The organism is Acinetobacter sp. A1, assembly GCF_012371315.1.
Classification (GTDB): Bacteria; Pseudomonadota; Gammaproteobacteria; order Pseudomonadales; family Moraxellaceae; genus Acinetobacter.
In genome coordinates, this window is the sequence record NZ_JAAZQY010000034.1 from 1 (window position 1) to 24,002 (window position 24,002).

The following is a 24,002-nucleotide window of genomic DNA, read 5'->3' on the forward strand; positions in this document are numbered from 1 at the left end:
TTACACGCTTGGCAACAAGACATTAACAGAGTGCGAATTAGTCCTTGACTATGTTTGACTACATTTTAAGGAACAGCTTTCTACATAGTCTAATAGAAGATGTACTTTAGATGTTGAAATGAAACGTGTCACATAAAACACCGACATTAAAATCAAAAAACTCCTGAGCAGAGACTCAGGAGTTTTTTTATTGACACAATCAATTATTGTTGTGCTTTTTCTTTTACGTTTGCAGCACCTTGTTCAACAGCACCCGCAGTTGCAGCAGTCGCATCTTTAGCAGCTTGAACAGTTGCATCTGCAGCATTTTCAGTTGCAGTTGCAATATTGTGGGCAGCATTTTCAGTCGCTTCAGCAGCATTATCTACAGCTGTTGCTGTAGCGGCAGCAGCTTCATGAGTTGCATCTTCAGCATCATGTGCCGCTTGAGCTGCAGCATTTTCTAAGTGTTCACCAGTGGTTGCCCCAGTTTCAGGTGCTTTTTCTTTTGCACAACCAACAAGCGCCACAGTAGCGGCAAGACCTAAAGCAAGAAGTAGTTTATTCATTATCATGTTTCCTTTTTTTACATCCACTTAAGATGGGATAAAGCGAATATAACTAAAAAATATACAGCCCGATACGCATAATTGTTCAATAAATGTAATAGTTTTTAGCCTAAATAGTGTCTATGGGGTCGATCTTTATGTGTTATGCCCAGGTTGCTTGGGGGGAGAGTGTGTTGAATAAAGCTGTATTGTATTGATAAGCAGAAATTCATTTTTTATTGTACATTGTTGCTGTTTAGTTGAAGAAGGACAGCACAATGCTTAAAAAAGGTATTTATCAACATTATAAAGGGCAGTTGTACCAAGTGCTGCATGTGGCAACCCATAGTGAAACTCAAGAAAAGTTGGTGGTCTATCAGTGTTTATATGGAGATTACTCTATTTGGGTAAGACCACTGTCAATGTTTACTGAAACCATCACCTTGGATGATGATCGAGAATTGGAGCGTTTTAAACTTGTACAAGAAGTACTTTAAATTTTAGCTTTGTCTATCCAATCGGCATTAAACTAATTGGATAGATTGAGTAATTAGATAATTCTTAAAGTTAAAATAATTAAAATGTAATGATGATTTATTGAATGGAAATGCGGTTAAAGCTTAGGTCGTATGCTAAATATTTACTCACAAAAGCAGCTTTGTCGCTGCGCCTCAATAAGTTGTCATAAATAGACTGCGGTACAGGGTGGAATAAATCCCCAGAGCCATTTTCGTAAAAAATTTTCAAATAACGTGAAGATGCGCTGTATGTCCAGGATGTCACGACAAGTGCTTTATCCATAAGCAACTCCTTTATTTTTTATATTATTTTTCACAGATTTAATCTGCTTATTCTGAACATAAGTGAAGTATGAAATAAAAAGTATTACAGAATTGTAAAAATAGATTTGATCTTATTTTATATTGTGTTGTTGATCAAAGTTAAAAAACCACATCATAAGATGTGGTTTTTTTAAGTCTGCTATTTTGCATTTTTAGGCATTATAAATGACGACATTGATCTTCTTTATCGCCTGAAACGCGATTAGAACCGCCAGTAGGTTTTTGGCGATTATCTTCGCATTCTAAATTACCAGAAACACGATTATTTTTAACAATAATACTGCCAGTATTGTCTTTTAGCTGAATATTACCATCAACACGATTGGAGCTGAGTTGAATATTTCGACCATCTTCTAATTGAATGTTGCCATCAATACGGTTGGCCTGAGCATTTACTCGGCTAAATTGTCCTTTAGATTCTAAGTTGCCATCAATACGGCTATTTTTGATTGTGGCTTGTGCACTGCTATGCAGCATGACATTACCTTTAACAGTCACATTATCTAGGGTGCATAACTTTTGAATTTTTACATTATCATCAATGGTACGATTTTTAATGGTGCCATTGCAGTTTACATCTGCCAATGCAGGCACGGAAAATGCCAGTAAAGTCGAAAGTACCAATAATTTTTTCATAGAACCGCCCTCATAAATTACAACTTAAAAAATCAAATGTGCCATGTGCTGGCTGTTTTGTAGTCAATCTAGTTTACGATTCAATGATGAATAAATTAGGTAGAAAAGTGGAGTTTTTATGCATTACTGTAAACAAACAGCTTGAATAAAAAAACCACGCCTAAGCGTGGTTTTTGTGAGTAGTGAAATCTAAGACTTAGATTTTACCTACTAGGTCGATAGATGGTGCTAAAGTTGCATCACCTTCTTTCCATTTAGCTGGGCATACTTCACCTGGGTGAGCGTGAACGTATTGAGCTGCTTTAACTTTACGAAGAAGTTCTTGAGCATCACGACCAATACCGCCAGCATTGATTTCGATGATTTGGATTTTGCCTTCTGGATCGATAACGAAAGTACCACGATCAGCAAGACCATCAGCTTCGATTAATACTTCAAAGTTTTTAGAAAGCGTCCAAGTTGGGTCGCCAACCATTACGTATTGAATTTTTTTGATTTCTTCTGAAGAGTCGTGCCAAGCTTTGTGCGTGAAGTGAGTGTCAGTAGAAACTGCATAGATTTCAACGCCTAATTTTTGGAATTCTGCGTAGTTGTCTGCAAGGTCACCAAGCTCAGTTGGGCAAACGAAAGTAAAGTCAGCTGGATAGAAGAATACAACAGACCATTTGCCTTTAAGATCAGCTTCAGTTACTTCAACGAATTGACCGTTATGGTATGCATTAGCTTTAAATGGTTTAACTTCAGTATTAATTAAGCTCATCATTGTCTCCATGATTAAGGTTTGTATTTCGTTAGCAATAGAGTATCTAATTTTGTTTTATTGCTGAAATGGTATTTTTACATTACTAGCATCGGAAAAACAAATGAGAATGTAAATATCAACAAGTTCATCAATACAATTTTGAGACTTTATTAGGCCTTAAAATGATGATGATTGAATGACAGCCACTTGTGGGCTATCCAATAAAACCAAATCAGCAATTGAGTTACATTCAACAATATGGGGATGTAATTTAAAAGTTCAAGGTGGCATCAAAAAATATTTAAATGATTGTTCTGTAGCGCTGTTCTTTCGCTTCAGGGCATTAGTGCGTAAAATACGTGTTTGTGTTTTGGTTAGGAAGCGTATTCTGTGCAGAGTCATTTAAATGTAGACCACCTCGTTTTGGCGCGTGATCGTCATCGTTTAAATCGACTACGGAAAGGCAAAGATGCCAATCCAAAGCAATATCAGGAATTATTTGAAAAATCCAATTTCAAAGTGTTGGAGCGTGCTCAGCGCATTCCCAATATTCAATTGAATCAAGATTTACCTGTAACTCAATACGCTAAGCAATTGGCAGAAGCAATTCAGCAGCATCAAGTGATTATTGTGGCAGGGGAAACGGGTTCAGGTAAAACCACGCAGTTACCTCAAATTGCCATGTTGGCAGGTCGTGGATTAACTGGTCTCATTGGTCACACCCAGCCAAGACGTTTGGCTGCACGTAGTGTGTCGCAGCGTATTGCAGAAGAAGTCGGCGAAAAACTGGGTGAATCGATCAGTTTTAAAGTCCGCTTTAATGAACAAGGTTCTCAAGACTCTATTATTCGTTTAATGACCGATGGTATTTTATTGGCAGAGCTTGCCAATGACCGTTATTTGAACAAATACGACACCATTATTATCGATGAAGCGCATGAGCGGTCTTTAAATATTGACTTCATCATGGGTTATTTAAAGCAATTGTTGCCACGTCGCCCTGATTTAAAAGTCATCATCACCTCTGCAACTTTAGATGTGCAGCGTTTTAGCAATTACTTTAATGGCGCACCGATTTTTGAAGTTGAAGGGCGCAGCTTTCCTGTAGAAGTACGTTATCGTCCAATTTCTGAATTAAGTATTGGTGGCAGTGATGATGATGAATTTGATGATTTTGAAGAAAACTTGCCACGTGCTGTGGTGCAAGCAGTAGAAGAGTGCTTTGCCGATGCGCAGGAAAAAGGTCATCCTGAACACGCCGACATTCTGATTTTTGCCAGCACTGAACAGGAAATTCGTGAACTCCAGGAAACCTTGCACAAACATGGGCCACGTCATACAGAAATTTTGCCTTTGTATGCGCGTTTGGCGTTAGCTGAACAACAAAAAATCTTTAACCCAACGGGTGGTGGACGCCGCATTATTATTGCCACCAATGTGGCTGAAACGGCTTTGACTGTGCCAAATATCCGCTACGTAATAGATAGTGGTTTTGCGCGTATTTCACGTTATAACTATCGTTCACGGGTGCAGCGTTTACCCATTGAAGCAGTTTCTCAAGCGGCAGCGAATCAGCGTAAAGGGCGTTGTGGTCGTATTGCGCCAGGTGTGTGTATTCGTTTGTATTCCGAAGAGGATTTTTTAAGCCGACCAGAGTTTACTGAGCCTGAAATTAAACGTACCAACTTGGCTTCGGTCATTTTGCAAATGCAAAGTCTGGGCTTGGGCACGCTTGAAGAATTTGATTTTATTGAGCCGCCCGATCATCGTTTAGTGAATGATGGTCGCAAATTATTAGTGGAATTAGGTGCGCTGACAGAACATAAAGCCAAAGATGTTTCATCTAAGACTGTAAATCCGCTCAGCAAAATTGGTCAGCAGATGGCGAAAATGCCAATTGACCCACGACTGGCACGTATGATTTTAGGCGGTGCGCATTTTGGTGTGCTCAATGAAGTATTAGTTATTGTGGCGGCACTAGCGGTGCAAGACCCGCGCGAACGTCCTGCAGATAAACAAATGCAGGCCGATCAAAAACATGCTTTGTTCCGTGAAGCAGATTCTGACTTTTTATTTTATTTAAAGCTTTGGGAAACTTTGCACGAAAACCGTGAAGGTATGAGTGAAAACAAACGTCGTACTTTTGCACGTCAGCATTTCTTAAGTTGGTTGCGCTTACGTGAATGGAAGAAAACGCATGAACAATTGGTTGATTTAGCACGTAGTTTAAAACTGTCTTTTAATGAGAAAAAAGCCAGTTATGAAAATCTGCATCGAGCATTGTTAACTGGTTTGTTATCGTTTATTGCAAATAAAACCGATGAGCGTAACGTGTTCATGGCCGTACGCCAGCAAAAAGCACGGATTTTCCCTGCATCTACCTTGCATAAAACCAATACGCCGTGGGTGATGGCATTTGAGATGGTGGAAACTTCACAAGTGTATTTGCGCACCTTGGCAAAAATTGAACCTGAATGGATTTTATTGGCCGCACGTGATTTGCTCAAGCATCATTATTTCGAGCCGCATTGGTCTAAAAAAGCTGGCGTGGTAAATGCCTATGATCAAATTTCACTGTTTGGGCTGATTATTGAACCGAAACGTGCTGTAAATTATGAAAAGGTCGATCAAGAAGCTGCGCATGAAATTTTCTTACGTGATGCTTTAACCACAGGCAACTTGGGCATTACACCGCCATTCTTAAAACACAACCTACTCAAACTTGAAGAAGTGGAACGGGTTGAAGACAAGTTACGTCGTCGAGACTTAGTTGTCGATGAAGAAACTATTTATCAGTTCTATGCAGCCAAAGTCCCTGCAGAAGTCGCTAGCCGACGCTCATTTGAAGATTGGCGTGCCACCGTGGAGCCGCAAAACCCACGTTATTTATTTGTGGAAGATGATGCACTTTGGTTGAATGATCGTCCGACCACGCAGCAATTTCCAGATTATTTGCGTAATGGTGAGCTGCGTTTGGCAGCCAGTTACCGTTTTGATCCAAGTCATGATGAAGATGGTGCAACGGTTAAAATTCCTGTGCAAGCATTGGCACAGGTCGATGAAAATATTTGGTCATGGGGTGTTCCAGGCTGGCGTGAAAATTTAATTGAAGCTTTGCTCAAAACCTTGCCGAAGGAAAAGCGTCGTCACTTAGTGCCTATTCCGGACACTGCAAGCAAACTGTTGCAACGCATTGATGCTGTCAATTTACGTGAGCATATTTTTAGCTTTTTGGCATTTCAGTTACGTGCAGAACAAATTACCGAAAAAGACTTTAGTTTTGAGCGTGTAGATGCGTATTTGTTACCGTTCATCAAAGTACTGGATGAAAAAGGGCGGGTGATTGAACAGGGGCGTGATTTAGCAGAATTAAAAGCACGTTGTCGTACCGAAACCCACAGCCCTGTGAAGCAGTTGCAAGGTGAATTTCAGACCTTTCCTGAACGATTCATTTTTGAGGCTTCACAAAAAGTTACCGGTGTGGTGGTCAAGCAATATCAGGCTTTGGTGCCAAGCAAAGATTTTGCAGAATTGAGCCAGAAAGATGAATCGGGTGTGGTGATTCAAACCTTTAATGATCAGAGCGAGGCGATTCGTCAGCATCGTGAAGGGGTGATTCGTTTACTGCATGTGCAATTGGGCGATTTATCGCGCCAACTGAAAAAACAAATTGCTAAACCATTGGCTTTGGCCTACTCACCTTTGGGAGATAAAGCACAATTTGAACAAATGTTGATCTATGCGACCTTGCAAAGCACTATTTGTGACTTGCCAGTCAATTTGGAAGAGTTTCAAAACTTACAGCTTGAGGTAAAAAAGACTTTTCTTAGTCATGGTCAAACCACGCTTCGTATCTTTAATGAAATTTATATTGCTTGGCAAGATATTCGCCGTCAGTTATTGATGCTTGATGAAGCAGTTTTTGCTAAAAATATGGATGATATTGAAGATCAGCTGGATTTAATGCATCTGGCAGACTTTGTGTATAGCAAGCCTGTAGAGGTGTGGAGCGAATATCCGCGCTATTTAAAAGCGTTGTTATTACGTTTAGACCGCTTACCCAACAACTTGCAAAGAGATAATGCTGCCATCGCCCAAATTGACCCTTGGATGGACAAATTGTTCAAACACAAACAAGATGCCCGCCTGAAGGAATTGTACTTTATGGTAGAAGAATTACGCATATCGTTGTTCTCTCAACCCATGAAAACCAAAATGCCAATTTCTGCAACTCGGCTGCAAAAAGTATGGGAAAAGCTCGGAATCAGTTAAGATATAGATAATTTCTAGAAGGAGTTTTACATGGGCATTCGCATTACAGGTACTGGTCTTTATCACCCAGAAGATGTTATTACCAACGAAGAGTTGGTCGAAAGTTTAAATGCTTATGTGGAACAGTATAATCAGCAGAATGCTGACAAAATTGCAGCAGGTGAGCTAGAAGAACGTCGTGGCTCAAGTGCAGACTTTATTGAAAAAGCCTCAGGTGTAAAACGCCGTTATGTAGCAGAAAAGACAGGTATTTTAGACATCAACCGTTTACGTCCTAATTTGCGTGAACGTGGTGATGATGAAATTTCGTTACAAGCTGAATGGGGTGTAATTGCCGCAAAACAAGCGATGCAAAATGCAGGTGTAACTGCAGAAGATATTGATGTGGTCATTTTATCTTGCTCAAACTTGCAGCGTGCTTATCCTGCCGTGGCGATTGAAATTCAAACTGCGCTTGGTATTCAAGGCTATGCCTATGACATGAACGTAGCATGTTCTGCTGCAACTTTCGGTATTAAGCAAGCGCATGATGCGATTAAAGCAGGCGCGCGTCGCGTACTGTTGGTGAATGTCGAAATTACATCAGGGCATAACGATTACCGCTCACGTGACTGCCACTTTATTTTTGGTGATGTGGCAACCGCTTCAATTTTAGAAGAGACAGATACAAAAGCAGGTTTTGAAATTTTAGATATGAACCTGTTCACCCAGTTCTCTAACAATATTCGCAATAACTTCGGTTTCTTAAACCTAAGTGAAAATGCAGATATTGATGATAAACGCTTCCATCAGGATGGCCGTAAAGTCTTTAAAGAAGTCTGTCCGTTAGTGGCTAAAATGATTACTGCGCAATTGGAAAAAAATCAGATTGCACCAACCGATGTGAAGCGTTTCTGGTTGCATCAAGCCAATGCCAGCATGAACGAACTGATTTTAAAATTGGTGGTGGGTAAAGAAGCGGCACAACCTGGTCTAGTACCTATTATTTTAGATGAGTTTGCCAATACCTCTTCAGCGGGGGTAATTATTGCTTTACACCGTACTGCACATGAAGTCGATAATGGTGAATATGGTGTACTGTGTTCATTTGGTGCGGGTTACTCTGTCGGTGCGATTTTGGTACAAAAACGCGACGCGGCATAAGGTTTACTCACTTTATAAGATCAATCCAAGTTTAAGATCAGTATTGAACGTTCCTTCTCCTTCGGGAGAAGGTCTGGTCGAGAGTGTACTCATCACTCGCAATATCCTCATACAGAATAAAAACATCGAAAAACTTTATGAAAAATAATGCTTAGGTTAAGATGGTGCATCTTTTAATAGACCTATTTTGAAAACCTATGCAACCATTTGTTCTATATAACTCAGAGCAACGTAAAAAAGTTGAATTTGTTCCGCGTAAAGAAGGACATATCGACATGTATGTCTGTGGTATGACGGTTTATGATTACTGTCATATTGGACATGCGCGGGTTATGGTTGCATTTGACTACATCATTCGCTTTTTACGTAGTCAGGGTTGGAAGGTGAAATATGTACGCAACATCACCGACATTGACGACAAAATTATTAAACGTGCCAATGAAAATGGCGAGAGTATTCAGGCTTTAACGGATCGTTTTATTCAAGCCATGAATGAAGACGCAGCAAACTTAGGCTGTGCTGAGCCAGATGCAGCACCACGTGCCACTGAATTTATTGACCAAATGCAAAACATGATTGGCAATTTAGTAAATAAAGGCACGGCTTATCCTGCAAGCAATGGCGATGTTTATTTTCAGGTCGAAAAATTTGACAAATATGGCCGTCTTTCAGGCCGTAAGCTGGAAGACATGCAAGCGGGTGCATCTGAACGTGTAGATGTTGAAGTCGATAAAAAGCATCCATTTGACTTTGTTCTTTGGAAACATGCCAAAGAAAATGAACCATCTTGGGCTTCTCCATGGGGCAATGGACGTCCTGGTTGGCATATTGAATGTTCTGCAATGTCGACTTGCTGCTTAGGCAACCATTTCGATATTCATGGCGGTGGTTCAGACTTAATGTTCCCACACCATGAAAATGAAATTGCCCAGTCTGAAGCATCGACAGGTGAGCAGTATGTGAATTACTGGATGCACGTCGGTTTTATTAATGTCGATGGCGAAAAAATGTCAAAGTCATTGGGTAACTTCTTCACTATCCGCGATGTGATGGAAAAGTTCCATCCTGAAGTGATCCGTTACTTTATTGTGTCTTCACATTATCGTAGCCCTGTAAACTTCTCCGATGTTGCCTTGAAAGAAGCGAAAACTGCTTTATCACGTTTCTATCACTCATTTAAAGCTTATCAACAAGCTTATGGTGCGAAAACTGTTGAGCCGTTAGATGAGGCTTTGGTAGAGCGCTTTAATGCTGCAATGCGTGATGACTTTAACACTGCAGAAGCGATAGCAGTTCTGTTTGAAGTCAATAAAGAGCTGAACCGTGCGGTAAAAGAGCAGCAGGCAGAACAGGCGGCTGTGTATTATTCAACCTTGCGTCATTTGACCAATATTTTAGGTTTGTTACAGCATGATGTAGATGAATTCCTGAAGTCTGATATTGGTCAGGATGCTTTAGGTTTGTCTGAACAAGCCATTGCAGAATTGATTCAGCAGCGTCAGGATGCCAAAAAAGCCAAAGACTTTGCCCGTGCCGATGAAATTCGCCAGTCTTTACTTGATCAAGGCGTAGTATTGGAAGATACCCGTCAGGGTACAGTATGGCGTCGTGCTGATTAATTGAGCACTTGGAAGCATAGAGAGTTGACAGTTGTATGAAATTCTCTATAATTCACTTCCATATTGCGGGAATAGCTCAGTTGGTAGAGCACAACCTTGCCAAGGTTGGGGTCGCGAGTTCGAGTCTCGTTTCCCGCTCCAAAATTTTAAAAACGCCTATCGAAAGATAGGCGTTTTTTTATGGAAGTTTTTTTGCAGTATTCATTTAGACACAGCAAAAAGTTCAGGCGTCGTTTACATAGATATTCATTAAATAACCTAAGCAGGAACTTTATTTCTAACTCAGGGCTTGTCAAAAAAGAACAAGTCAAATAGGTGTAGATATTGAAGAGCTTTAAGGAATATCTACAAAACGATAAAAACAAAAAACACACTCAGAATCAAAGCTTAGAATTGCATAGATATGCTAAAATTGCGAAAATCTAAGCGGCTCTAATAAACCTGTTTTATTAGGCTGTGTACCACACTTTATTTAAGTCCAACATTGAATAGAAAACATGCCAAATACCATTGATTTTCAATCTGTAGCCTTAGACACATTAAAAATAGAAGAGCAAGCATTGCAGGTCTTGGCTACGCAAATTGACCATCGCTTTAGCCGTGCTTGCGAAATTATGCTGCATTGCAAAGGTCGGGTGATTGTCACGGGTATGGGGAAGTCTGGGCATATCGGCCGTAAGATGGCAGCAACATTTGCATCTACAGGTACGCCGTCTTTCTTCATGCATCCGGGTGAAGCAGGGCATGGTGACTTGGGTATGCTGGTACGTGGAGATGTTTTAATTGCCATTTCCAACTCAGGCAAAAGTGATGAAATCATGATGTTAATGCCACTCATCAAGCATCTAGAAGTGCCGCTAATCACGATTAGTGGTGATGATCGTGGGCCAATGCCACAAAATGCCGATGTGGCACTGACTTTGGGTAATATTCAGGAAGCCTGTCCGCTTGGTTTGGCACCAACCTCCAGTACTACAGCAACCTTGGCTTTGGGTGATGCTTTGGCGGTCGCCTTGCTTGAAGCACGTGGTTTTACTGCCGATGATTTTGCCCGTTCACATCCTGCGGGAGCATTAGGTAAACGTCTGTTATTGCATGTGAAGCATTTGATGCACACGGGTACCGAGCTACCAAAAGTTGCACCAGATACACCAATGAACAAGGTGTTATACGAAATTTCAAACAAACGTCTAGGTTTAACCACAATTGTGGATGAGAATGATGTCTTATTAGGCATTTTCACCGATGGTGACTTACGTCGTTTAATTGATAAGCAACAGGGCTTTGATGTGAATTTACAAGTCGGGCAAGTGATGACACAGCACCCTGCAACTATTTCACAAGAAGCGCGTGCAGTTGAAGCTTTAGAACAATTACGTGACCGTAAAATTAATCAGTTTGTGGTGGTGGATGATGCCAATAAGGTCATTGGTGTGATCAGTATGCATGACTTGATTCAAGCAGGGGTGAACTAAACAATGGCATCTTATATTTTATTAGAGCAAGCACGTCATATTGAAGCTTTGGTTTTAGATGTCGATGGAATTTTAAGTGATGGTTTTGTTACCCTGACCAACAGTGGTGATGAAATTAAATCATTCGATATTCGTGATGGTTTAGGCATGAAATTGGTGCAGCAGGCTGGCGTCAAGGTCATTATCATTACAGGGCGTAAAAGCAATATTGTCGAAAAACGCATGTCTGATTTAGGCGTAGACTTGGTCTATCAAGGGCGTGAAGACAAAGGTACAGCGTTACAGGAAGCGTGTGCACAACTGGGTTTATCACCTCAAGATTGTATGTACATGGGTGATGACTGGCCTGATCTGTCGGCATTCTCCATTGCAGGTATGAAAGTGACTGTACCTAATGGACATATTGAGGTGCGTCGCCGTGCAGATTTAGTAACACAAGCCATGGGTGGTCGTGGTGCGGTACGTGAAATCTGCGATATGATTTTAACTGCCAAAGGCGTATACCAAGAGTTACTTGAAAAATATCTCACAATCCCTCATTAATACGTCATGCATTCAAAGATTTGAGTTACAGCCCCACTTATGGATACTAAAGTTTTATACGTTACTGCGATTGCAATTGCAGCTGTAAGTGGTGGTTATTACTATTACAGCGGTAAAGGCAAAAAACTGGAAACTGACGCTGCACGTTCGATGACTTATTCAGCCGAGCAAATTCATCTGACCCAGACCGATGAGCAGGGCAATTTATATGTACGCGCTCAAATTGACCGTTTAGAGCAAGATATGCAGCAAAAGACCTCTAAGCTGGAAAATTTAAATGCTTCGATGTACAAGGCGGGCGAGGTAGATGCCACGTTCTATGCCAAGCAAGCGCAAGGTTTTAATGACAATGAAAAAGTGGTGTTGTCCGATCAGGTTTTAGCAACCAAGTTACTTAATCAAGGCAAGCTTACGCTTGAAACAGCAGAATTAAACGTGCTTCCCAAAACACGTGAAATCAATACTGATAAGCAGGTGGTGGTACAGTCACCACAAGCAGATTTTATCAGTCAGGGTTTAAAAGCCAATTTAAATGACGGCCAATACGAATTTTTTAATATTCGAGGAAAGTATGAACCATAAAACTAAGCTTACCGCGTCTAAAACGTTGATAAAACAAGCAGTACTTGTAGGCTTGGCGGTGCTTTCATCGGCAGGTAGTTGGGCAATTCCTTCTGACCGTAATCAGCCAATTAGCTTGGTGGCAGACCGTGCAACCTTTAGTGAGCGTTCGGGTGTAACGACTTATACTGGCAATGTGATTATTGAACAGGGCACCATGAAGCTACAGGCTGACTCTATTGTTGCTAATTTGAACAGTAAAAAAGAAATTAGTGTAATTACGGCTACAGGTAGACCTGCACAATTTCAGCAAAAAACCGATCCTGCCAAAGGGCTAGCGAAAGGCCAAGCGCAGAAGATTGTTTACAATGCAGAAACAGGCATTATTACCTTATCGGGTGGTGCGCTTTTAGAACAAGATGGTGCCAGTATTCGTGGTAATACCTTGCGCTATAGCATGAACAAAGGTGATGTTGAGGCAATTGGTACACCAAATAAAACAGGTTCAGATGCGGGTCGTGTCAAAATTGTGATTCCACCATCAAGCTCAAAATCATTCCCGGGAGCGCGTGATTAATGGATCAAAGCAGCGCAACACAAGACAGCACACAGCGCGGTCAGCAAACGCTATGTATTAAGCATTTGGCAAAAAACTACAATAAGCGCTGGGTGGTAAAAGACGTTTCATTTGAAATGAAAAGTGGTGAAATTGTAGGTTTGCTAGGGCCAAATGGTGCAGGAAAAACTACCAGTTTCTATATGGTTGTGGGCTTGGTGCGTATGGATAAAGGCGAAATCCATTTAGATCAACTGGATTTGTCTGATCTTGCGATGCATGAACGTGCACGTAAGGGTATTGGTTACTTACCCCAGGAAGCTTCGATTTTCAGAAAATTGACCATTGCTGAAAATATTATGGCTATTTTGGAAACACGAAAAGACTTAAATAAACAGCAACGTCAGCAGCGTTTGGCTGAGTTGTTGGCAGATTTTAAAATCACCCATATTAAAGATTCATTAGGGATGAGTGTGTCAGGTGGTGAACGTCGTCGTGCTGAAATTGCACGTGCTTTGGCCGCAGACCCTAAGTTTATGTTGCTAGATGAACCGTTTGCAGGGGTCGATCCCATTTCAGTCGGTGATATTAAAGATATTATCCGTACCTTGAAAGACCGCGACATTGGTGTATTAATCACTGACCATAACGTGCGTGACACTTTAGCTATTTGTGAACGTGCTTATATTGTTAGTGAAGGCTCAGTGATTGCTGAAGGAACTCCACAAGAAATTCTGGAAAATGAAACCGTACGTGAAGTGTATTTGGGTGAAGACTTTTTTGTCTAAAAATTTGAATGGTTTTCTTTGCGTTAAAAGATGACTTTTAATCCAGATGAATACACTACTACTCAACCTTCTATCGAAATTCGCTAGAAGGTTTTTTCATGTCGGTTGTGCTCTAAACACGTTATAATCTTCAGGTTTTATTTATCTGGTTATTTGTCTGGATTGTTATGCCTTTTACCATTGCTGCGCCAATCACTTTTGAAGAAGAAATTAAAAAAAGTCGATTTCAAGCCATCGCAGTGCCTGTAGACAATGAGCAAGCGGTAAAAACTTTTCTAGAACAGCAACGTGATCCATCGACCACACATCAATGCTGGGCATGGAAAATAGGGCATCAATTACGTTTTAATGATGATGGCGAGCCTTCGGGTACGGCTGGTCGCCCAATTTTAGCCACGATTGAAGGCAATGAGCTGACCAATGTTTTGGTATTGGTCAATCGTTGGTATGGTGGTATTAAATTGGGTACAGGCGGTTTAGTGCGTGCCTATGGTGGCTGCGCAGGGCAATGTTTGGCCTTAGCAGAAAAAATAGAACTGATTGAGAAAAAAATGGTGCAATTTGCCTGTCAGTTTAATGAATGGGCAATTTTACAGTACGAGTTGAACAGTCAGCAGATAGAGTATCAGGAAGACTATACTGCAAATGGTGTAGTGGTGCAGGCCTTGCTGCAAGTACATCAAATTGATCCATTAAGATTTAAATTACAAGATATAAGCCGTGGGCGTGAACAACTTAAAATAATTGAAGAAGATCAACATGACTGAATCTAGCAATGCAGATCCGCTCTTGAAATATCGTGAACAGCATAAGCACCGTTTAAATTATATGCCGTGGCTATATTGGTCATTAAAGCCTAAACATCGTATTTGGGCAGAAGCTTGGCAGCAGGAATATCAAGACTATTTAATGGCAATGGAAACAGTTGAAATAGGTCAAAACTGTTTTATCTCACCTTTAGCACACATTTTTGCAGAGCCTGGTCGTCATATAAAAATTGGCGATAACACATTTATTGCAGCAGATTGCACTTTGCATGGCCCTTTAGAGATTGGCAATGAAGTTGCGATAAACCATCACTGTATTTTAGATGGCGGTCGTGCAGGCATTAAATTACATGACCAAGTGCGTATTGCAGCCTATTGTCATTTATATGCTTTTGATCATGGTATGGCATTAGATCAGCCGATCTATCAACAAGCAGTAAGTTCACAAGGCATTGAAATTGGACGAGATGTTTGGCTCGGTGCGCATGTTGGGGTTAAAGATGGTGTAAAGATTGCAGCACATGCCGTTGTGGGTATGAATAGCATGGTCACCAAAGACATTCAGGAACGTGAAATTGTAGCAGGAAATCCAGCAAAACGGATTCGTTATCGTGACTAGCTTTTATTCAGTCAGGCTAAATCTTTAAACTTGATTACATTTTTTCATGTCCCTGCAACACGAGTTGTGCTAAGTTAAAAATAACAATTAAAAATAGCCTGCAAAAGGCAGTAAGTGAGGCAACAATGAAACGTGTAATTGCTTGTATTGATTCTTCGCCCTGTATTAATGCGCTTGCAGAAGCTGCTGCGTGGATTGCAACACAAACTCAACGTGAATTGGTGTTATTGCAAGTGTTGGACTATTACCCCGCTAGCTATCATTTGGGGGAAATCAGCGGTGTGATTGGCTTTGAAAGTAATGCCATGCTATTAAAAGAACTATCAGAACTTGAACAAAAACAAAGTGAATTAGCCTTAGACTACAGCAACAATCTGTTGCAGCATATTTCCAATATGATTCAGGAAAAGTTTGGTATCGTACCGACTCATTTACAGGAAAAAGGCGACTTTTTAGAACAAAGTTTCAGTTTGTTGAATGAAGAAGATATTGTGGTCATAGGCCGAGTAGGAGAGAAATCGGCTGAGCGCAATAAAGCTTTGGGTAGCAATGTTGAAAACTTTATCCGTGGGGCAAATTGTACAGTGATGACTGTGGGTGAAAATTTTAAAGCGCCGACACGTTTTATTTTTGCCTATGAATATTCACCAACCTGTATCAAAATGATGAAGCGCATTGCACAAAGTGATTTGCTTAAATTATTGCAATGCCATTTGCTCTATGTGGGCGATCATCCAGAAGTGTTAAATGAACCTGCGGATTTCTTAACCTCAGCCGGTTTGGATGTGGTGGTGGAATACCGTTATGGTGATGTTGCAGAGAATATTTTAGATTATCAGCGTGAGCATGGTATTCAGCTGATTGTGTTGGGTGCATTTAGTCACAGCAAAATTCATCAATTCTTCTTGGGCAGTATTACCACCAGTATTTTCCGTAATTCGACTGTACCGTTATTGGTTGCAAAGTAAAAACGTATTAAAAGACAGGGTAAGCAATTGTTTAGCTGAGCTGATCTAACTGTTGAGCAACTGTCCATGGTTATCCGCATAAATTGTGGATAACTGTATGGACAGTACATGTAACATTATAATATATAATGTAAAATCGATCCAGGTTGTTTTTTAACCTTACGTTGGGTTTACTTTACAATCGCTAAAGCAAAGCCATCGTGACCTTTGCTGCCTACAGTTTGTAATGCGGTACAAGATAAAATTCGAGGATGGTTTTGCATTGCAGTAAACATATTACGAATACCCTCAATGCTCGGCTTGTGATTTTCAGGATTTAAAATTTCACCCGCGCGAATCACGTTGTCTAAAAAGATAATTGTACCTGAATGGGAAAGATTAAGACTGAGTTCTAAATATTCAGGATAGCTTTGTTTATCTGCATCAATAAAAATAAAATCAAAGGCTGCTGTATCGGCAGGGAGTGCTTTTAAAATATCGGCAGCTCGTCCGACTTTCAATTCAACCTGTTGTTTCAACTGGGCACGATCAATATTTTCTTGACCTAAAGCAGCGTGAGTATCCCGTCCTTCAATTGTTAGAATATAACCATCTTCAGGTAGGGCGCGCGCGAGCCACATAGTGCTGTAAGCTGCAAAAGTACCCAACTCCAATACCCGTTTGCATTGGTTCATCTGAATGAGCATTTGTAGCAACATCCCCTGATTTGCGGCAACGGCAAGATGGTCTGGAAAACCTTTGGCATCGGTATTTTCCAAAGTTTGCGTCAAAATTGGGTCTTCGGGGATTAAATGTGATTCGATATAGTGATCGATATCCGTCCACATTTGTTGCATAGTCAGCTCACCTTTGTTGCGATGTGTGCATTGTAAACTTTTCTGCTTAGAGTGCAATTTATTACGCTGGGTTACTGTTGAATGCGACTGCTTTTAGATGCGATAGATGTAAAAAAGAGGCCAGTGTTGACCTCTTTTAAACATTCATTTGAAACAACAAAAGTTAGAAATTACATATAGATGAATGATGGCTTAAATCAGGCCCCCAAGTACGATAGCCTTGAGTATCAATATGAATTTGACCAGAAGCATATAAGCCCAAACCCATATTTAAACTTTGCCCATATTGATGCCAGAACTGACACAGTCGGTATTTGGTACTTTCAATGTAGGCATAATCTTCGGCATTTGGGAATTGTGGACCAATTCTAAAATCAATCGCAGAGTTGAATAAATGGCGAGAAGAATTTGCTCCGCCTGCACACTGATTCAGTGGTAAATCACGATACACTGAGGTGACTTCAAAGTCGGTTAAAACTTTAGAGGCAACTAAATACTTAAATACGCGTAGGGTTGGTACTTGGTTTTTCCACAATTCACGACTTGGAATCATAAACTGTGAACGTCCACAACGCTGCCAATCTCGCGCAGTACGCATTAATTCAAAACTAGGGATAATATTGCCCACACCATTTTGTTCTAAGAAGCGTTCGTACTCACGGACTTGGCGTAAATTGTCACTTACGGCGACCCAAGCATTGTAGGCGTAGGGCACAATTTTCGGTGCTGCCTGTCGTTCGTAGGTAATTTTTTCTTGAGGAATGAAAATTCGTTTTCCATCGGGCGTGGTAATCGTTGTTGTTCTGTCTGGGGTTGAGCTACAAGCCACCAAAAGCATGGGAACAATGCTGAACGAAAACAGCGCCTTGAAAAATTGCTTCATTAGGCAAATCAGATATTTATTTAAAGTGTCCGTATTCTAATCGAAAATACGGGTTAAAATTTGAAAATATTGCAATCAAATGTGTGTTTTAGGTATAAAAAAAGATCAGCACAGGCTGATCTTTTTAAAAACAGGACAAACTTACTTTTCTAAGTATTGTAATTTGTCTGGCTTGCCATTCCATTCTTCACGGTCAGCAGGTTGATCGCCAATTTGTGTAATGTTTGGCCAAGTTTGTGAAAGCTCTGCATTTAGCTCAATAAAGACTTCTTGACCTTCTGGTAATTCATCTTCAGAGAAAATTGCATTTGCAGGACATTCAGGTTCACACAATGCACAGTCAATACATTCGTCTGGATTAATGACAAGGAAGTTTGGACCTTCGTAGAAGCAGTCAACAGGACAAACTTCAACACAATCTTGGTATTTACATTTAATACAGTTTTCAGTGACAACAAATGTCATGGCGACAGCTACCTAAAAATATGGTTCTAATTCAGAATAGTCTATTTTAGGCAAAAAACACTGTAACTAACAATTGCTTTTACTGATATTTGATATAGATAGTGCTACTAAATTTGATAAAAAGTGGGTAAAACCATCAAAAAAACTTATAAATGAAAAAGACTCTCAATTGAGAGTCTTTAGTTTGTTAATTTTTTCTAAAAATCTTAGCGGTTTAAATTAGCTATTCAGTTGCTCTTTTAAAGCATATAACTGATCTAATGCTTGACGTGGAGTCAAATTATCTACATCTATACTGCGCAATAAGTCTAGCGCAGGTGATGGTTTTTCCACTTCAATCACACGTTCAATAATTTCAGCTTCTGCCAAGCTGGTAGCAGGGGTGAATAAATCATCCTGAACGGCCAAATTAACATTTTTAAGCTGCTGCTTTTCTAAAATTCTTAAGCGGTTTTGTGCTTCTTTAATCACATTAGTAGGAATACCTGCCAGTTTTGCGACCTGTAAACCATGACTTTGACTGGCTGGACCATGTTGAACTTTGTGTAACAGAATTAAGTTTCCATTCATTTCTTTTGCAGTAACGTGGTAGTTATCTACCCCTGACTCTTTGCTTAATTCGGTCAGCTCAAAATAATGTGTGGCAAATAAACATAAACATTTGATGCGTTTGCTTAAATCTAAAACACATGCCCATGCCAAAGACAAACCATCGTAAGTACTAGTGCCTCGACCAACTTCATCCATGAGCACCAAAGATTGCGAGGTGGCATGATGTAAAATTTGTGATGTTTCAGTCATTTCTACCATAAAGGTCGATTTACCCGTAGATAGATCATCCGCAGAGCCGATTCGGGTAAATACACGGTCAATTGGCCCTAATATAGCGGCTTGTGCAGGTACATAACTGCCACAATAACCAAGTAGGGCAATCAGTGCCGTTTGACGCATATAGGTTGATTTACCGCCCATATTCGGGCCAGTAATAATTGCCAAGCGATGATTGTAGTCCAGCATGGTGTCATTTGGAGTAAATGCTGTTTTACTCAAGGCTTCAACCACAGGATGACGCCCAGCAGTGATTTTAATACCTGTTTCAGGACTATATTCAGGACGTGCCCAATTGCGTAAGCGGGCTTGATGGGCAAAGTTAGCTAATAAATCAATTTGTGCAATCGCACTGCTCATCATCTGTAATTGAGCAATGTCTTGGCGTAATTCATCCAGTAGCATTTCAAACAGCATTTTTTCACGTGCCAAAGCACGAGATTCACTAGAAAGTACTTTATCTTCAAAGCTTTTCAGCTCAGGGGTAATATAGCGCTCTGCATTTTTTAAAGTCTGACGACGAATATAATGCTCAGGTGCTTGCTCAGCTTGGGCTCGGGTCAGTTCAATGTAATAACCACTGACACGGTTGTAGCCAATTTTTAAAGTAGGTATGCCACTTTGTTCACGCTCTTTAATTTCTAAATCAATAAGGAATTGTCCTGCGTGATCTCGAATTTTACGCAGTTCATCCAGTTCATTGTCAAAACCTTCTGCAATGACATTACCATCACGCAATAAAACAGGTGGATTTTCCACAATGGCCTGCATAAGACGTTGATGCAGCCCATGAAAATCGCCCAATTCTTCATTCAGGTTTTGAATGAGTTGCGATTGCTGTGCAGAAACAATCGGCTGTAATGCATGGCGTAAATATGGAATTTGCGCACAAGCTTGGCGTAGTTGAACCAAGTCACGTGGGCGAGCGCTACCCAGTGCGACACGGCTCAGTACCCGTTCAATATCACTTATTTCTTTAAGTACCAAACGTACTGGAGATTCATGATAGCCCTGTAACAAGGCTTGGATGGCATCTAAACGTGCATCAAGCAGTGCAGTATCACGCAAAGGTTGCATTAGGGTACGACTAAGCAAGCGGCCACCCATGGAAGTTTGGCAGTCATTGATGAGTTGAAATAAAGATGTTCCATGTTCAAACAATGGTTCAACCAATTCAAGATTGCGACGGGTCACAGGGTCTAGTGCGATAAAATCACTGCTTTGCTCTAACTGAATACTGCGAATATGCGGTAAGGCCGTTTTTTGTGTTTCTTTGGCATAGTGAATCAGAGCAGCCGCAGCGGCTTTGGCTAAAGGTAGGTGATCAAGACCAAAACCTGACAGGGTAGAAACGCTGAATTGATCACAGAGAGTTTTTTGTGCATTGTTCAGGTTAAAATCGACATTTGGGCGTTTAGTCACAGGGCAGTCGAGCTGTTTTTTAACCTGTTCAATAATATTTGGATCGACAATATCTTCATCGACCACAATTTCACTTGGCATTAAACGTGAGAGTTCAATTGCGAGTTGTTCAGGTCGATAATCCATTTGCTGAACTTTAAAAATACCTGCACTCAAGTCCAGTAATGCAATGCCAATCTGGTTTTGCTGTAAGCATAAAGCGACCAAATTGGAAGATTGGTGGGTGTTAAGCAAGGCATCATCGGTAAGTGTACCTGGGGTGATAATTCTTACCACACCACGCTCTACAGGGCCTTTACCTGTCACTTCGCCAATTTGCTCACAGATGACCACAGTTTCGCCTTTTTTGACCAAGCGAGCCAGATAACCTTCTGCGGCATGGTACGGCACACCTGCCATTGGAATAGGCTTGCCGCTGGTTTTACCACGATGGGTGAGTGTAATACCTAAAAGCTTGGCGGCTTTGTGTGCATCATCAAAAAATAATTCGTAAAAATCACCCATGCGATAGAACATTAAAGAATGTGGATGTTCCATCTTCACCCGTAGGTATTGCTGCATCATTGGGGTGTGGGAAGATAGATCAGCCATGATTTCTTTCATGTTCATGCAGTTGGAATCCTTTAGTCTGAGGCGTGATTTGAGTGTAAATAGGTGAGCGTCTATTTTACGTCATCTTAGTTAAATTAGTGAATAAGTAGAGAATATGCAGGGCAGCGTAATCTTGTAAATACATTAAACACTGTATATTTAAGGTTTTGAAAAAAGTGATTTGTGATCTTCAGAATATTTGTGGTGAGTATTAAACAAAAAGATGAAGTGATTGACCATTTAAATTGATTTTATAGTTAAAGAAGCTCCCTCAAGAGCTTCTTTATATTGTTTTTAAAAGGCTTTAAAAAATCAAAACAGATGTTTTAAGCCAAACTTTCTAACACAAATTGCGGTGATTTAATAAATAATCGAATCAAAGCTTGGGCAGAACTAGAAGGTTGACGAACACCACGTTCCCAACTTTCCAAAGTTCTGGCAGAGATACATAATTTTGCCGCAAGTTCTGCTTGTGAAATATTCATTTTTTGTCGAACTTTAACAATTTGTTGGGCTAAATCTAAGCATACCACTTGATCTACATCATGATTTACATAGTTATGACTGTGTTGAAGCAGATGCATGGTTATCTCCTCCTTAGGGTCGAATAAACGAGTCAATTCATTCAAATAAATAATCGGTTTGGATATATTTATCATAGGGATTTACAGCTAAGTGTATCGCTGGGCCATCACCAAATATCACAAGAGTTTATAAGACAGAAGGGGGTGCACGGCTTTGTGGGAGAAAAAAGAAAGGCTCACTCTGAAACAGCGTTGAAGTAAACGCTGTTTTAAAAGCTAAAACTCGAATTTGTGTGCGAATTAACACATATCTGAGCTTGGTATCCAATAATGGCAGCGCAAAGCTGTATACCAAACAGTATTCACACTCATGATTGGCATGCGAATCTTGTTCAGAAGAATCCTGATGCTGAGCTGAATGTGTAATTGTCTGATTTGAATTGGAGTTAGACGCAGTGATGTTTGATGAGTGATGCGTATGATCTGCAGATAGTGGACTTGCAGATTTGGCCTGATCAGAAAATAATGCTTGGACAACAGTTTTACACACAGAGGAAAAATGTTGTTTCTCTGGCAATAATGGCTGTAAAAATACAGCGACTTGCAACAAGATTGCAGATAGGCCTAGCAATCTTCCCCACATCATTAACACTGCATTGATCTTTTATTCAAAGTTTGCATGTAACACTATCACAAAAACCAAAATCTTTGATTTTGTAATAGAAATATTGCATGAAATTAAAGGTGAAAATTAAATGTAAAATAGCTGTTTATACAGACATATAACCATAAAGATTACACATACACGCCTGATGCTATATTAACTAGATTACATTTCCTGAAACTAAATTAGCCAGAAATGGAAATTGTGGGTAAACCCGCATCTAGCCAAGCCTGCATGCCACCTTGGACTGAAAAGATTTTTTCAAAACCCATTCTTTGCAAAGATTGAGTTGCCAAAGCAGAGCGACCGCCTGTTCCACAGACCAAATAAATATCTTTTTCTGCAAGATCAGCAAGTGCTCGTTCAACTTCACAGTAGTGGTTCACAACAGGATGTTGTGCGATTTTCATTTCTAGCATACCACGAGGAAAGTTGACAGCACGGTCAATTGCACAGGCTTGGTGTTCTTCAGGTTCACGTACATCAATCAAAATAATATCAGGATGTTTCAAGTATTTTTCATGCAATTCTAGGACACTAATTTCTGTAATTTCACTTTTAGCTTCAGAAATAAGTTGATCGGGTGTTTTCATCATGACACTCACATTTATTTTGATATTATATAATATAAACTTATATATTAAATGGGTTTTGATTATTGTTAGAAAATGTGTCTAGATGCTTCATATCTAAAAATAGTCAAATTTTGACCAGCTTTGCTGTGCTAAGGTTTAAATTATTTGTTGGAATATTCAAGTTTTTGTTGGTTGTGGAGTGAGCAATGTGGAATTTAATAATGTATTTGCCGTGGGGCAAAGTATCTGAAATTAGTGCACAGGATTTATTACAACAACGGCAAGATGTGCAAATTGTAGATGTACGTACTCGAAAAGAGTTCTGTGATAGTCATATTGAGGGTGCGTTGCATTTACCGTTAACGCAAATGACTGAAGCCAATATCCAAGCGTTGGCTTTAGACCTTGCAAAGCCTGTGGTGACAATTTGTTTGTCTGCGCATAGAAGTATTCCTGCAACTCGAAAATTGAACAAAATGGGCTATCAGACATCGCAGTTACAGGGTGGTATGAAAGCATGGTGGAAACAGCTAATGCCTTGCGTATCATCCCAAGTTAAATAAACAATGCGAGTTGAGATAATGCTTTATTCTGTGCAATATCGCCATTTTCGATCTACCTCTAAGATTGTATGGCTTTGTTAATCTTTACTTAAAAAATAATATATTATTCAAATATAGGGTATATACTAGACTCAACACTTTTGTTCGATTGTTCAGGGGACGTAAAATGCCTGCAAGATTTTTTGGAATTTTTCTAGGTTTAATTGCTGCGGTACTGGTCATTGGCGGATTATTTATTAATATGATCAGCGAAGAAACGGTTGTAGAATACTGGATTCTATTGTTACTTCCGTGCTTTGGTGTGCCAATTTTATCTGCAGTGTGCCTAAAAGAGATCGACTAAGTACAAAATTTGCAGTTTTAATTTTGAAAAGAAAGCCAAAGCCCATTTTAAAATGGGCTTTTGTATTTTTAGACTGCTATTACTTATTCGATGCGACCTAATCCAAATCTAAAATATACACGATTGATGGTTTTCTTTTTGCAAAGCAGCGTTGCAGAATTGGGCTATTCAAGCCTGTTCCTTAAAATGTAGTCAAACATAGTCAAGGACTAATTCGCACTCTGTTAATGTCTTGTTGCCAAGCGTGTAA

At 40.1% G+C, this 24,002-nt stretch carries 25 protein-coding genes and 1 tRNA gene; 15 read left to right on the forward strand and 11 right to left on the reverse strand.

The features are described from left to right. Positions 1 to 203: 203 nt before the first annotated feature. Positions 204 to 548, reverse strand: coding sequence for a hypothetical protein (locus tag HHA41_RS10780; RefSeq protein ID WP_168417951.1), 345 nt, complete (start codon positions 546 to 548; stop codon positions 204 to 206). Positions 549 to 805: 257 nt separating this feature from the next. Here HHA41_RS10780 and HHA41_RS10785 point away from each other — a divergent pair, with 257 nt between their 5' ends. Then, complete coding sequence (locus HHA41_RS10785) at positions 806 to 1,024, forward strand: DUF1653 domain-containing protein (RefSeq protein WP_168417950.1); 219 nt, start codon at positions 806 to 808, stop codon at positions 1,022 to 1,024. A gap of 97 nt (positions 1,025 to 1,121) precedes the next feature. On the opposite strand, the gene HHA41_RS10790 is transcribed toward HHA41_RS10785, so the two are convergent. The 3 genes from HHA41_RS10790 to ahpC form a co-directional block, all read right to left on the reverse strand. Beyond that, the gene (locus HHA41_RS10790; RefSeq protein WP_168461712.1) at positions 1,122 to 1,328 is read right to left on the reverse strand and encodes a KTSC domain-containing protein; all 207 of its coding nucleotides are present in this window, start codon (positions 1,326 to 1,328) and stop codon (positions 1,122 to 1,124) included. Positions 1,329 to 1,528: 200 nt separating this feature from the next. After that, on the reverse strand, positions 1,529 to 2,005 hold the full coding sequence (locus tag HHA41_RS10795) for a right-handed parallel beta-helix repeat-containing protein (protein ID WP_168417948.1): 477 nt from the start codon (positions 2,003 to 2,005) through the stop codon (positions 1,529 to 1,531). Between the two features lie 196 nt (positions 2,006 to 2,201). Next, entirely contained in the window at positions 2,202 to 2,765 is a 564-nt protein-coding gene (gene ahpC / locus HHA41_RS10800) for an alkyl hydroperoxide reductase subunit C (protein WP_005178834.1), read from the reverse strand. Between the two features lie 372 nt (positions 2,766 to 3,137). Here ahpC and hrpA point away from each other — a divergent pair, with 372 nt between their 5' ends. From hrpA to HHA41_RS10860, 12 genes are all read left to right on the forward strand, one after another. Further along, positions 3,138 to 7,019, forward strand: a complete 3,882-nt coding sequence (gene hrpA / locus HHA41_RS10805; protein WP_168461713.1) for an ATP-dependent RNA helicase HrpA — start codon at positions 3,138 to 3,140, stop codon at positions 7,017 to 7,019. Positions 7,020 to 7,049: 30 nt separating this feature from the next. Continuing rightward, positions 7,050 to 8,162 carry a beta-ketoacyl-ACP synthase III gene (locus tag HHA41_RS10810; RefSeq protein ID WP_168461715.1) on the forward strand — a complete coding sequence of 371 codons (1,113 nt, stop codon included), beginning with the start codon at positions 7,050 to 7,052 and terminating at the stop codon, positions 8,160 to 8,162. Between the two features lie 197 nt (positions 8,163 to 8,359). Continuing rightward, a complete protein-coding gene (gene cysS, locus HHA41_RS10815) occupies positions 8,360 to 9,781 on the forward strand; it encodes a cysteine--tRNA ligase (protein WP_168417945.1) in 1,422 nt (473 codons plus the stop codon). A 65-nt stretch (positions 9,782 to 9,846) separates the two neighbouring features. After that, positions 9,847 to 9,922, forward strand: a tRNA-Gly gene (locus tag HHA41_RS10820). 356 nt (positions 9,923 to 10,278) lie between these two features. Beyond that, positions 10,279 to 11,256 carry a KpsF/GutQ family sugar-phosphate isomerase gene (locus HHA41_RS10825; RefSeq protein ID WP_168417944.1) on the forward strand — a complete coding sequence of 326 codons (978 nt, stop codon included), beginning with the start codon at positions 10,279 to 10,281 and terminating at the stop codon, positions 11,254 to 11,256. Between the two features lie 3 nt (positions 11,257 to 11,259). Beyond that, complete coding sequence (locus HHA41_RS10830; protein WP_168417943.1) at positions 11,260 to 11,799, forward strand: HAD-IIIA family hydrolase; 540 nt, start codon at positions 11,260 to 11,262, stop codon at positions 11,797 to 11,799. A gap of 39 nt (positions 11,800 to 11,838) precedes the next feature. Beyond that, on the forward strand, positions 11,839 to 12,381 hold the full coding sequence (gene lptC / locus HHA41_RS10835; RefSeq protein WP_168417942.1) for an LPS export ABC transporter periplasmic protein LptC: 543 nt from the start codon (positions 11,839 to 11,841) through the stop codon (positions 12,379 to 12,381). Next, a complete protein-coding gene (gene lptA, locus HHA41_RS10840; RefSeq protein WP_104852159.1) occupies positions 12,371 to 12,937 on the forward strand; it encodes a lipopolysaccharide transport periplasmic protein LptA in 567 nt (188 codons plus the stop codon). The genes lptC and lptA overlap by 11 nt, the downstream gene beginning before the upstream one ends. Continuing rightward, positions 12,937 to 13,704 (forward strand): LPS export ABC transporter ATP-binding protein, encoded by a 768-nt coding sequence (gene lptB, locus HHA41_RS10845; RefSeq protein ID WP_168417940.1) that lies wholly within the window; start codon positions 12,937 to 12,939, stop codon positions 13,702 to 13,704. Before lptA ends, lptB begins: the two co-directional genes overlap by 1 nt. A gap of 167 nt (positions 13,705 to 13,871) precedes the next feature. Then, on the forward strand, positions 13,872 to 14,471 hold the full coding sequence (locus HHA41_RS10850; protein WP_168461716.1) for a YigZ family protein: 600 nt from the start codon (positions 13,872 to 13,874) through the stop codon (positions 14,469 to 14,471). Next, positions 14,464 to 15,090 (forward strand): acyltransferase, encoded by a 627-nt coding sequence (locus HHA41_RS10855; protein WP_168461717.1) that lies wholly within the window; start codon positions 14,464 to 14,466, stop codon positions 15,088 to 15,090. Before HHA41_RS10850 ends, HHA41_RS10855 begins: the two co-directional genes overlap by 8 nt. 125 nt (positions 15,091 to 15,215) lie before the next feature. Then, positions 15,216 to 16,058 (forward strand): universal stress protein, encoded by an 843-nt coding sequence (locus HHA41_RS10860; RefSeq protein ID WP_168461718.1) that lies wholly within the window; start codon positions 15,216 to 15,218, stop codon positions 16,056 to 16,058. 170 nt (positions 16,059 to 16,228) lie between these two features. Here the strand turns inward: HHA41_RS10860 and HHA41_RS10865 are convergent, their stop codons facing one another. From HHA41_RS10865 to HHA41_RS10895, 7 genes are all read right to left on the reverse strand, one after another. Then, positions 16,229 to 16,894, reverse strand: coding sequence for an O-methyltransferase (locus HHA41_RS10865; RefSeq protein WP_168461720.1), 666 nt, complete (start codon positions 16,892 to 16,894; stop codon positions 16,229 to 16,231). 163 nt (positions 16,895 to 17,057) lie between these two features. Further along, positions 17,058 to 17,777: a D-Ala-D-Ala carboxypeptidase family metallohydrolase gene (locus HHA41_RS10870; RefSeq protein WP_168461721.1), complete on the reverse strand. Its 720-nt coding sequence runs from the start codon at positions 17,775 to 17,777 to the stop codon at positions 17,058 to 17,060. Positions 17,778 to 17,918: 141 nt separating this feature from the next. Then, entirely contained in the window at positions 17,919 to 18,242 is a 324-nt protein-coding gene (gene fdxA, locus HHA41_RS10875) for a ferredoxin FdxA (RefSeq protein WP_004973093.1), read from the reverse strand. Positions 18,243 to 18,461: 219 nt separating this feature from the next. Further along, positions 18,462 to 21,101 (reverse strand): DNA mismatch repair protein MutS, encoded by a 2,640-nt coding sequence (gene mutS, locus HHA41_RS10880; protein WP_168417934.1) that lies wholly within the window; start codon positions 21,099 to 21,101, stop codon positions 18,462 to 18,464. A gap of 308 nt (positions 21,102 to 21,409) precedes the next feature. Continuing rightward, entirely contained in the window at positions 21,410 to 21,667 is a 258-nt protein-coding gene (locus HHA41_RS10885; protein ID WP_168417933.1) for a helix-turn-helix domain-containing protein, read from the reverse strand. Positions 21,668 to 21,794: 127 nt separating this feature from the next. Further along, complete coding sequence (locus HHA41_RS10890; protein WP_168461722.1) at positions 21,795 to 22,253, reverse strand: DUF2946 domain-containing protein; 459 nt, start codon at positions 22,251 to 22,253, stop codon at positions 21,795 to 21,797. A gap of 203 nt (positions 22,254 to 22,456) precedes the next feature. After that, positions 22,457 to 22,864 carry a rhodanese-like domain-containing protein gene (locus tag HHA41_RS10895; protein WP_168417992.1) on the reverse strand — a complete coding sequence of 136 codons (408 nt, stop codon included), beginning with the start codon at positions 22,862 to 22,864 and terminating at the stop codon, positions 22,457 to 22,459. 188 nt (positions 22,865 to 23,052) lie between these two features. Between HHA41_RS10895 and HHA41_RS10900 the strand changes: the two genes are divergently transcribed. Then, entirely contained in the window at positions 23,053 to 23,409 is a 357-nt protein-coding gene (locus tag HHA41_RS10900; RefSeq protein WP_168461723.1) for a rhodanese-like domain-containing protein, read from the forward strand. 166 nt (positions 23,410 to 23,575) lie between these two features. Continuing rightward, complete coding sequence (locus tag HHA41_RS10905; RefSeq protein ID WP_168417930.1) at positions 23,576 to 23,752, forward strand: hypothetical protein; 177 nt, start codon at positions 23,576 to 23,578, stop codon at positions 23,750 to 23,752. The last annotated feature ends 250 nt before the right edge of the window (positions 23,753 to 24,002 follow it).

Coding starts and splice junctions, on each gene's coding strand:
- HHA41_RS10780 (WP_168417951.1), bottom strand. CDS start 548: ATGAATAAACTACTTCTTGCTTTAGGTCTTGCCGCTACTGTGGCGCTT.
- HHA41_RS10785 (WP_168417950.1), top strand. CDS start 806: ATGCTTAAAAAAGGTATTTATCAACATTATAAAGGGCAGTTGTACCAA.
- HHA41_RS10790 (WP_168461712.1), bottom strand. CDS start 1,328: ATGGATAAAGCACTTGTCGTGACATCCTGGACATACAGCGCATCTTCA.
- HHA41_RS10795 (WP_168417948.1), bottom strand. CDS start 2,005: ATGAAAAAATTATTGGTACTTTCGACTTTACTGGCATTTTCCGTGCCT.
- ahpC (WP_005178834.1), bottom strand. CDS start 2,765: ATGAGCTTAATTAATACTGAAGTTAAACCATTTAAAGCTAATGCATAC.
- HHA41_RS10810 (WP_168461715.1), top strand. CDS start 7,050: ATGGGCATTCGCATTACAGGTACTGGTCTTTATCACCCAGAAGATGTT.
- cysS (WP_168417945.1), top strand. CDS start 8,360: ATGCAACCATTTGTTCTATATAACTCAGAGCAACGTAAAAAAGTTGAA.
- HHA41_RS10825 (WP_168417944.1), top strand. CDS start 10,279: ATGCCAAATACCATTGATTTTCAATCTGTAGCCTTAGACACATTAAAA.
- HHA41_RS10830 (WP_168417943.1), top strand. CDS start 11,260: ATGGCATCTTATATTTTATTAGAGCAAGCACGTCATATTGAAGCTTTG.
- lptC (WP_168417942.1), top strand. CDS start 11,839: ATGGATACTAAAGTTTTATACGTTACTGCGATTGCAATTGCAGCTGTA.
- lptA (WP_104852159.1), top strand. CDS start 12,371: ATGAACCATAAAACTAAGCTTACCGCGTCTAAAACGTTGATAAAACAA.
- lptB (WP_168417940.1), top strand. CDS start 12,937: ATGGATCAAAGCAGCGCAACACAAGACAGCACACAGCGCGGTCAGCAA.
- HHA41_RS10850 (WP_168461716.1), top strand. CDS start 13,872: ATGCCTTTTACCATTGCTGCGCCAATCACTTTTGAAGAAGAAATTAAA.
- HHA41_RS10855 (WP_168461717.1), top strand. CDS start 14,464: ATGACTGAATCTAGCAATGCAGATCCGCTCTTGAAATATCGTGAACAG.
- HHA41_RS10860 (WP_168461718.1), top strand. CDS start 15,216: ATGAAACGTGTAATTGCTTGTATTGATTCTTCGCCCTGTATTAATGCG.
- HHA41_RS10865 (WP_168461720.1), bottom strand. CDS start 16,894: ATGCAACAAATGTGGACGGATATCGATCACTATATCGAATCACATTTA.
- HHA41_RS10870 (WP_168461721.1), bottom strand. CDS start 17,777: ATGAAGCAATTTTTCAAGGCGCTGTTTTCGTTCAGCATTGTTCCCATG.
- fdxA (WP_004973093.1), bottom strand. CDS start 18,242: ATGACATTTGTTGTCACTGAAAACTGTATTAAATGTAAATACCAAGAT.
- mutS (WP_168417934.1), bottom strand. CDS start 21,101: ATGAACATGAAAGAAATCATGGCTGATCTATCTTCCCACACCCCAATG.
- HHA41_RS10885 (WP_168417933.1), bottom strand. CDS start 21,667: ATGCATCTGCTTCAACACAGTCATAACTATGTAAATCATGATGTAGAT.
- HHA41_RS10890 (WP_168461722.1), bottom strand. CDS start 22,253: ATGATGTGGGGAAGATTGCTAGGCCTATCTGCAATCTTGTTGCAAGTC.
- HHA41_RS10895 (WP_168417992.1), bottom strand. CDS start 22,864: ATGAAAACACCCGATCAACTTATTTCTGAAGCTAAAAGTGAAATTACA.
- HHA41_RS10900 (WP_168461723.1), top strand. CDS start 23,053: ATGTGGAATTTAATAATGTATTTGCCGTGGGGCAAAGTATCTGAAATT.
- HHA41_RS10905 (WP_168417930.1), top strand. CDS start 23,576: ATGCCTGCAAGATTTTTTGGAATTTTTCTAGGTTTAATTGCTGCGGTA.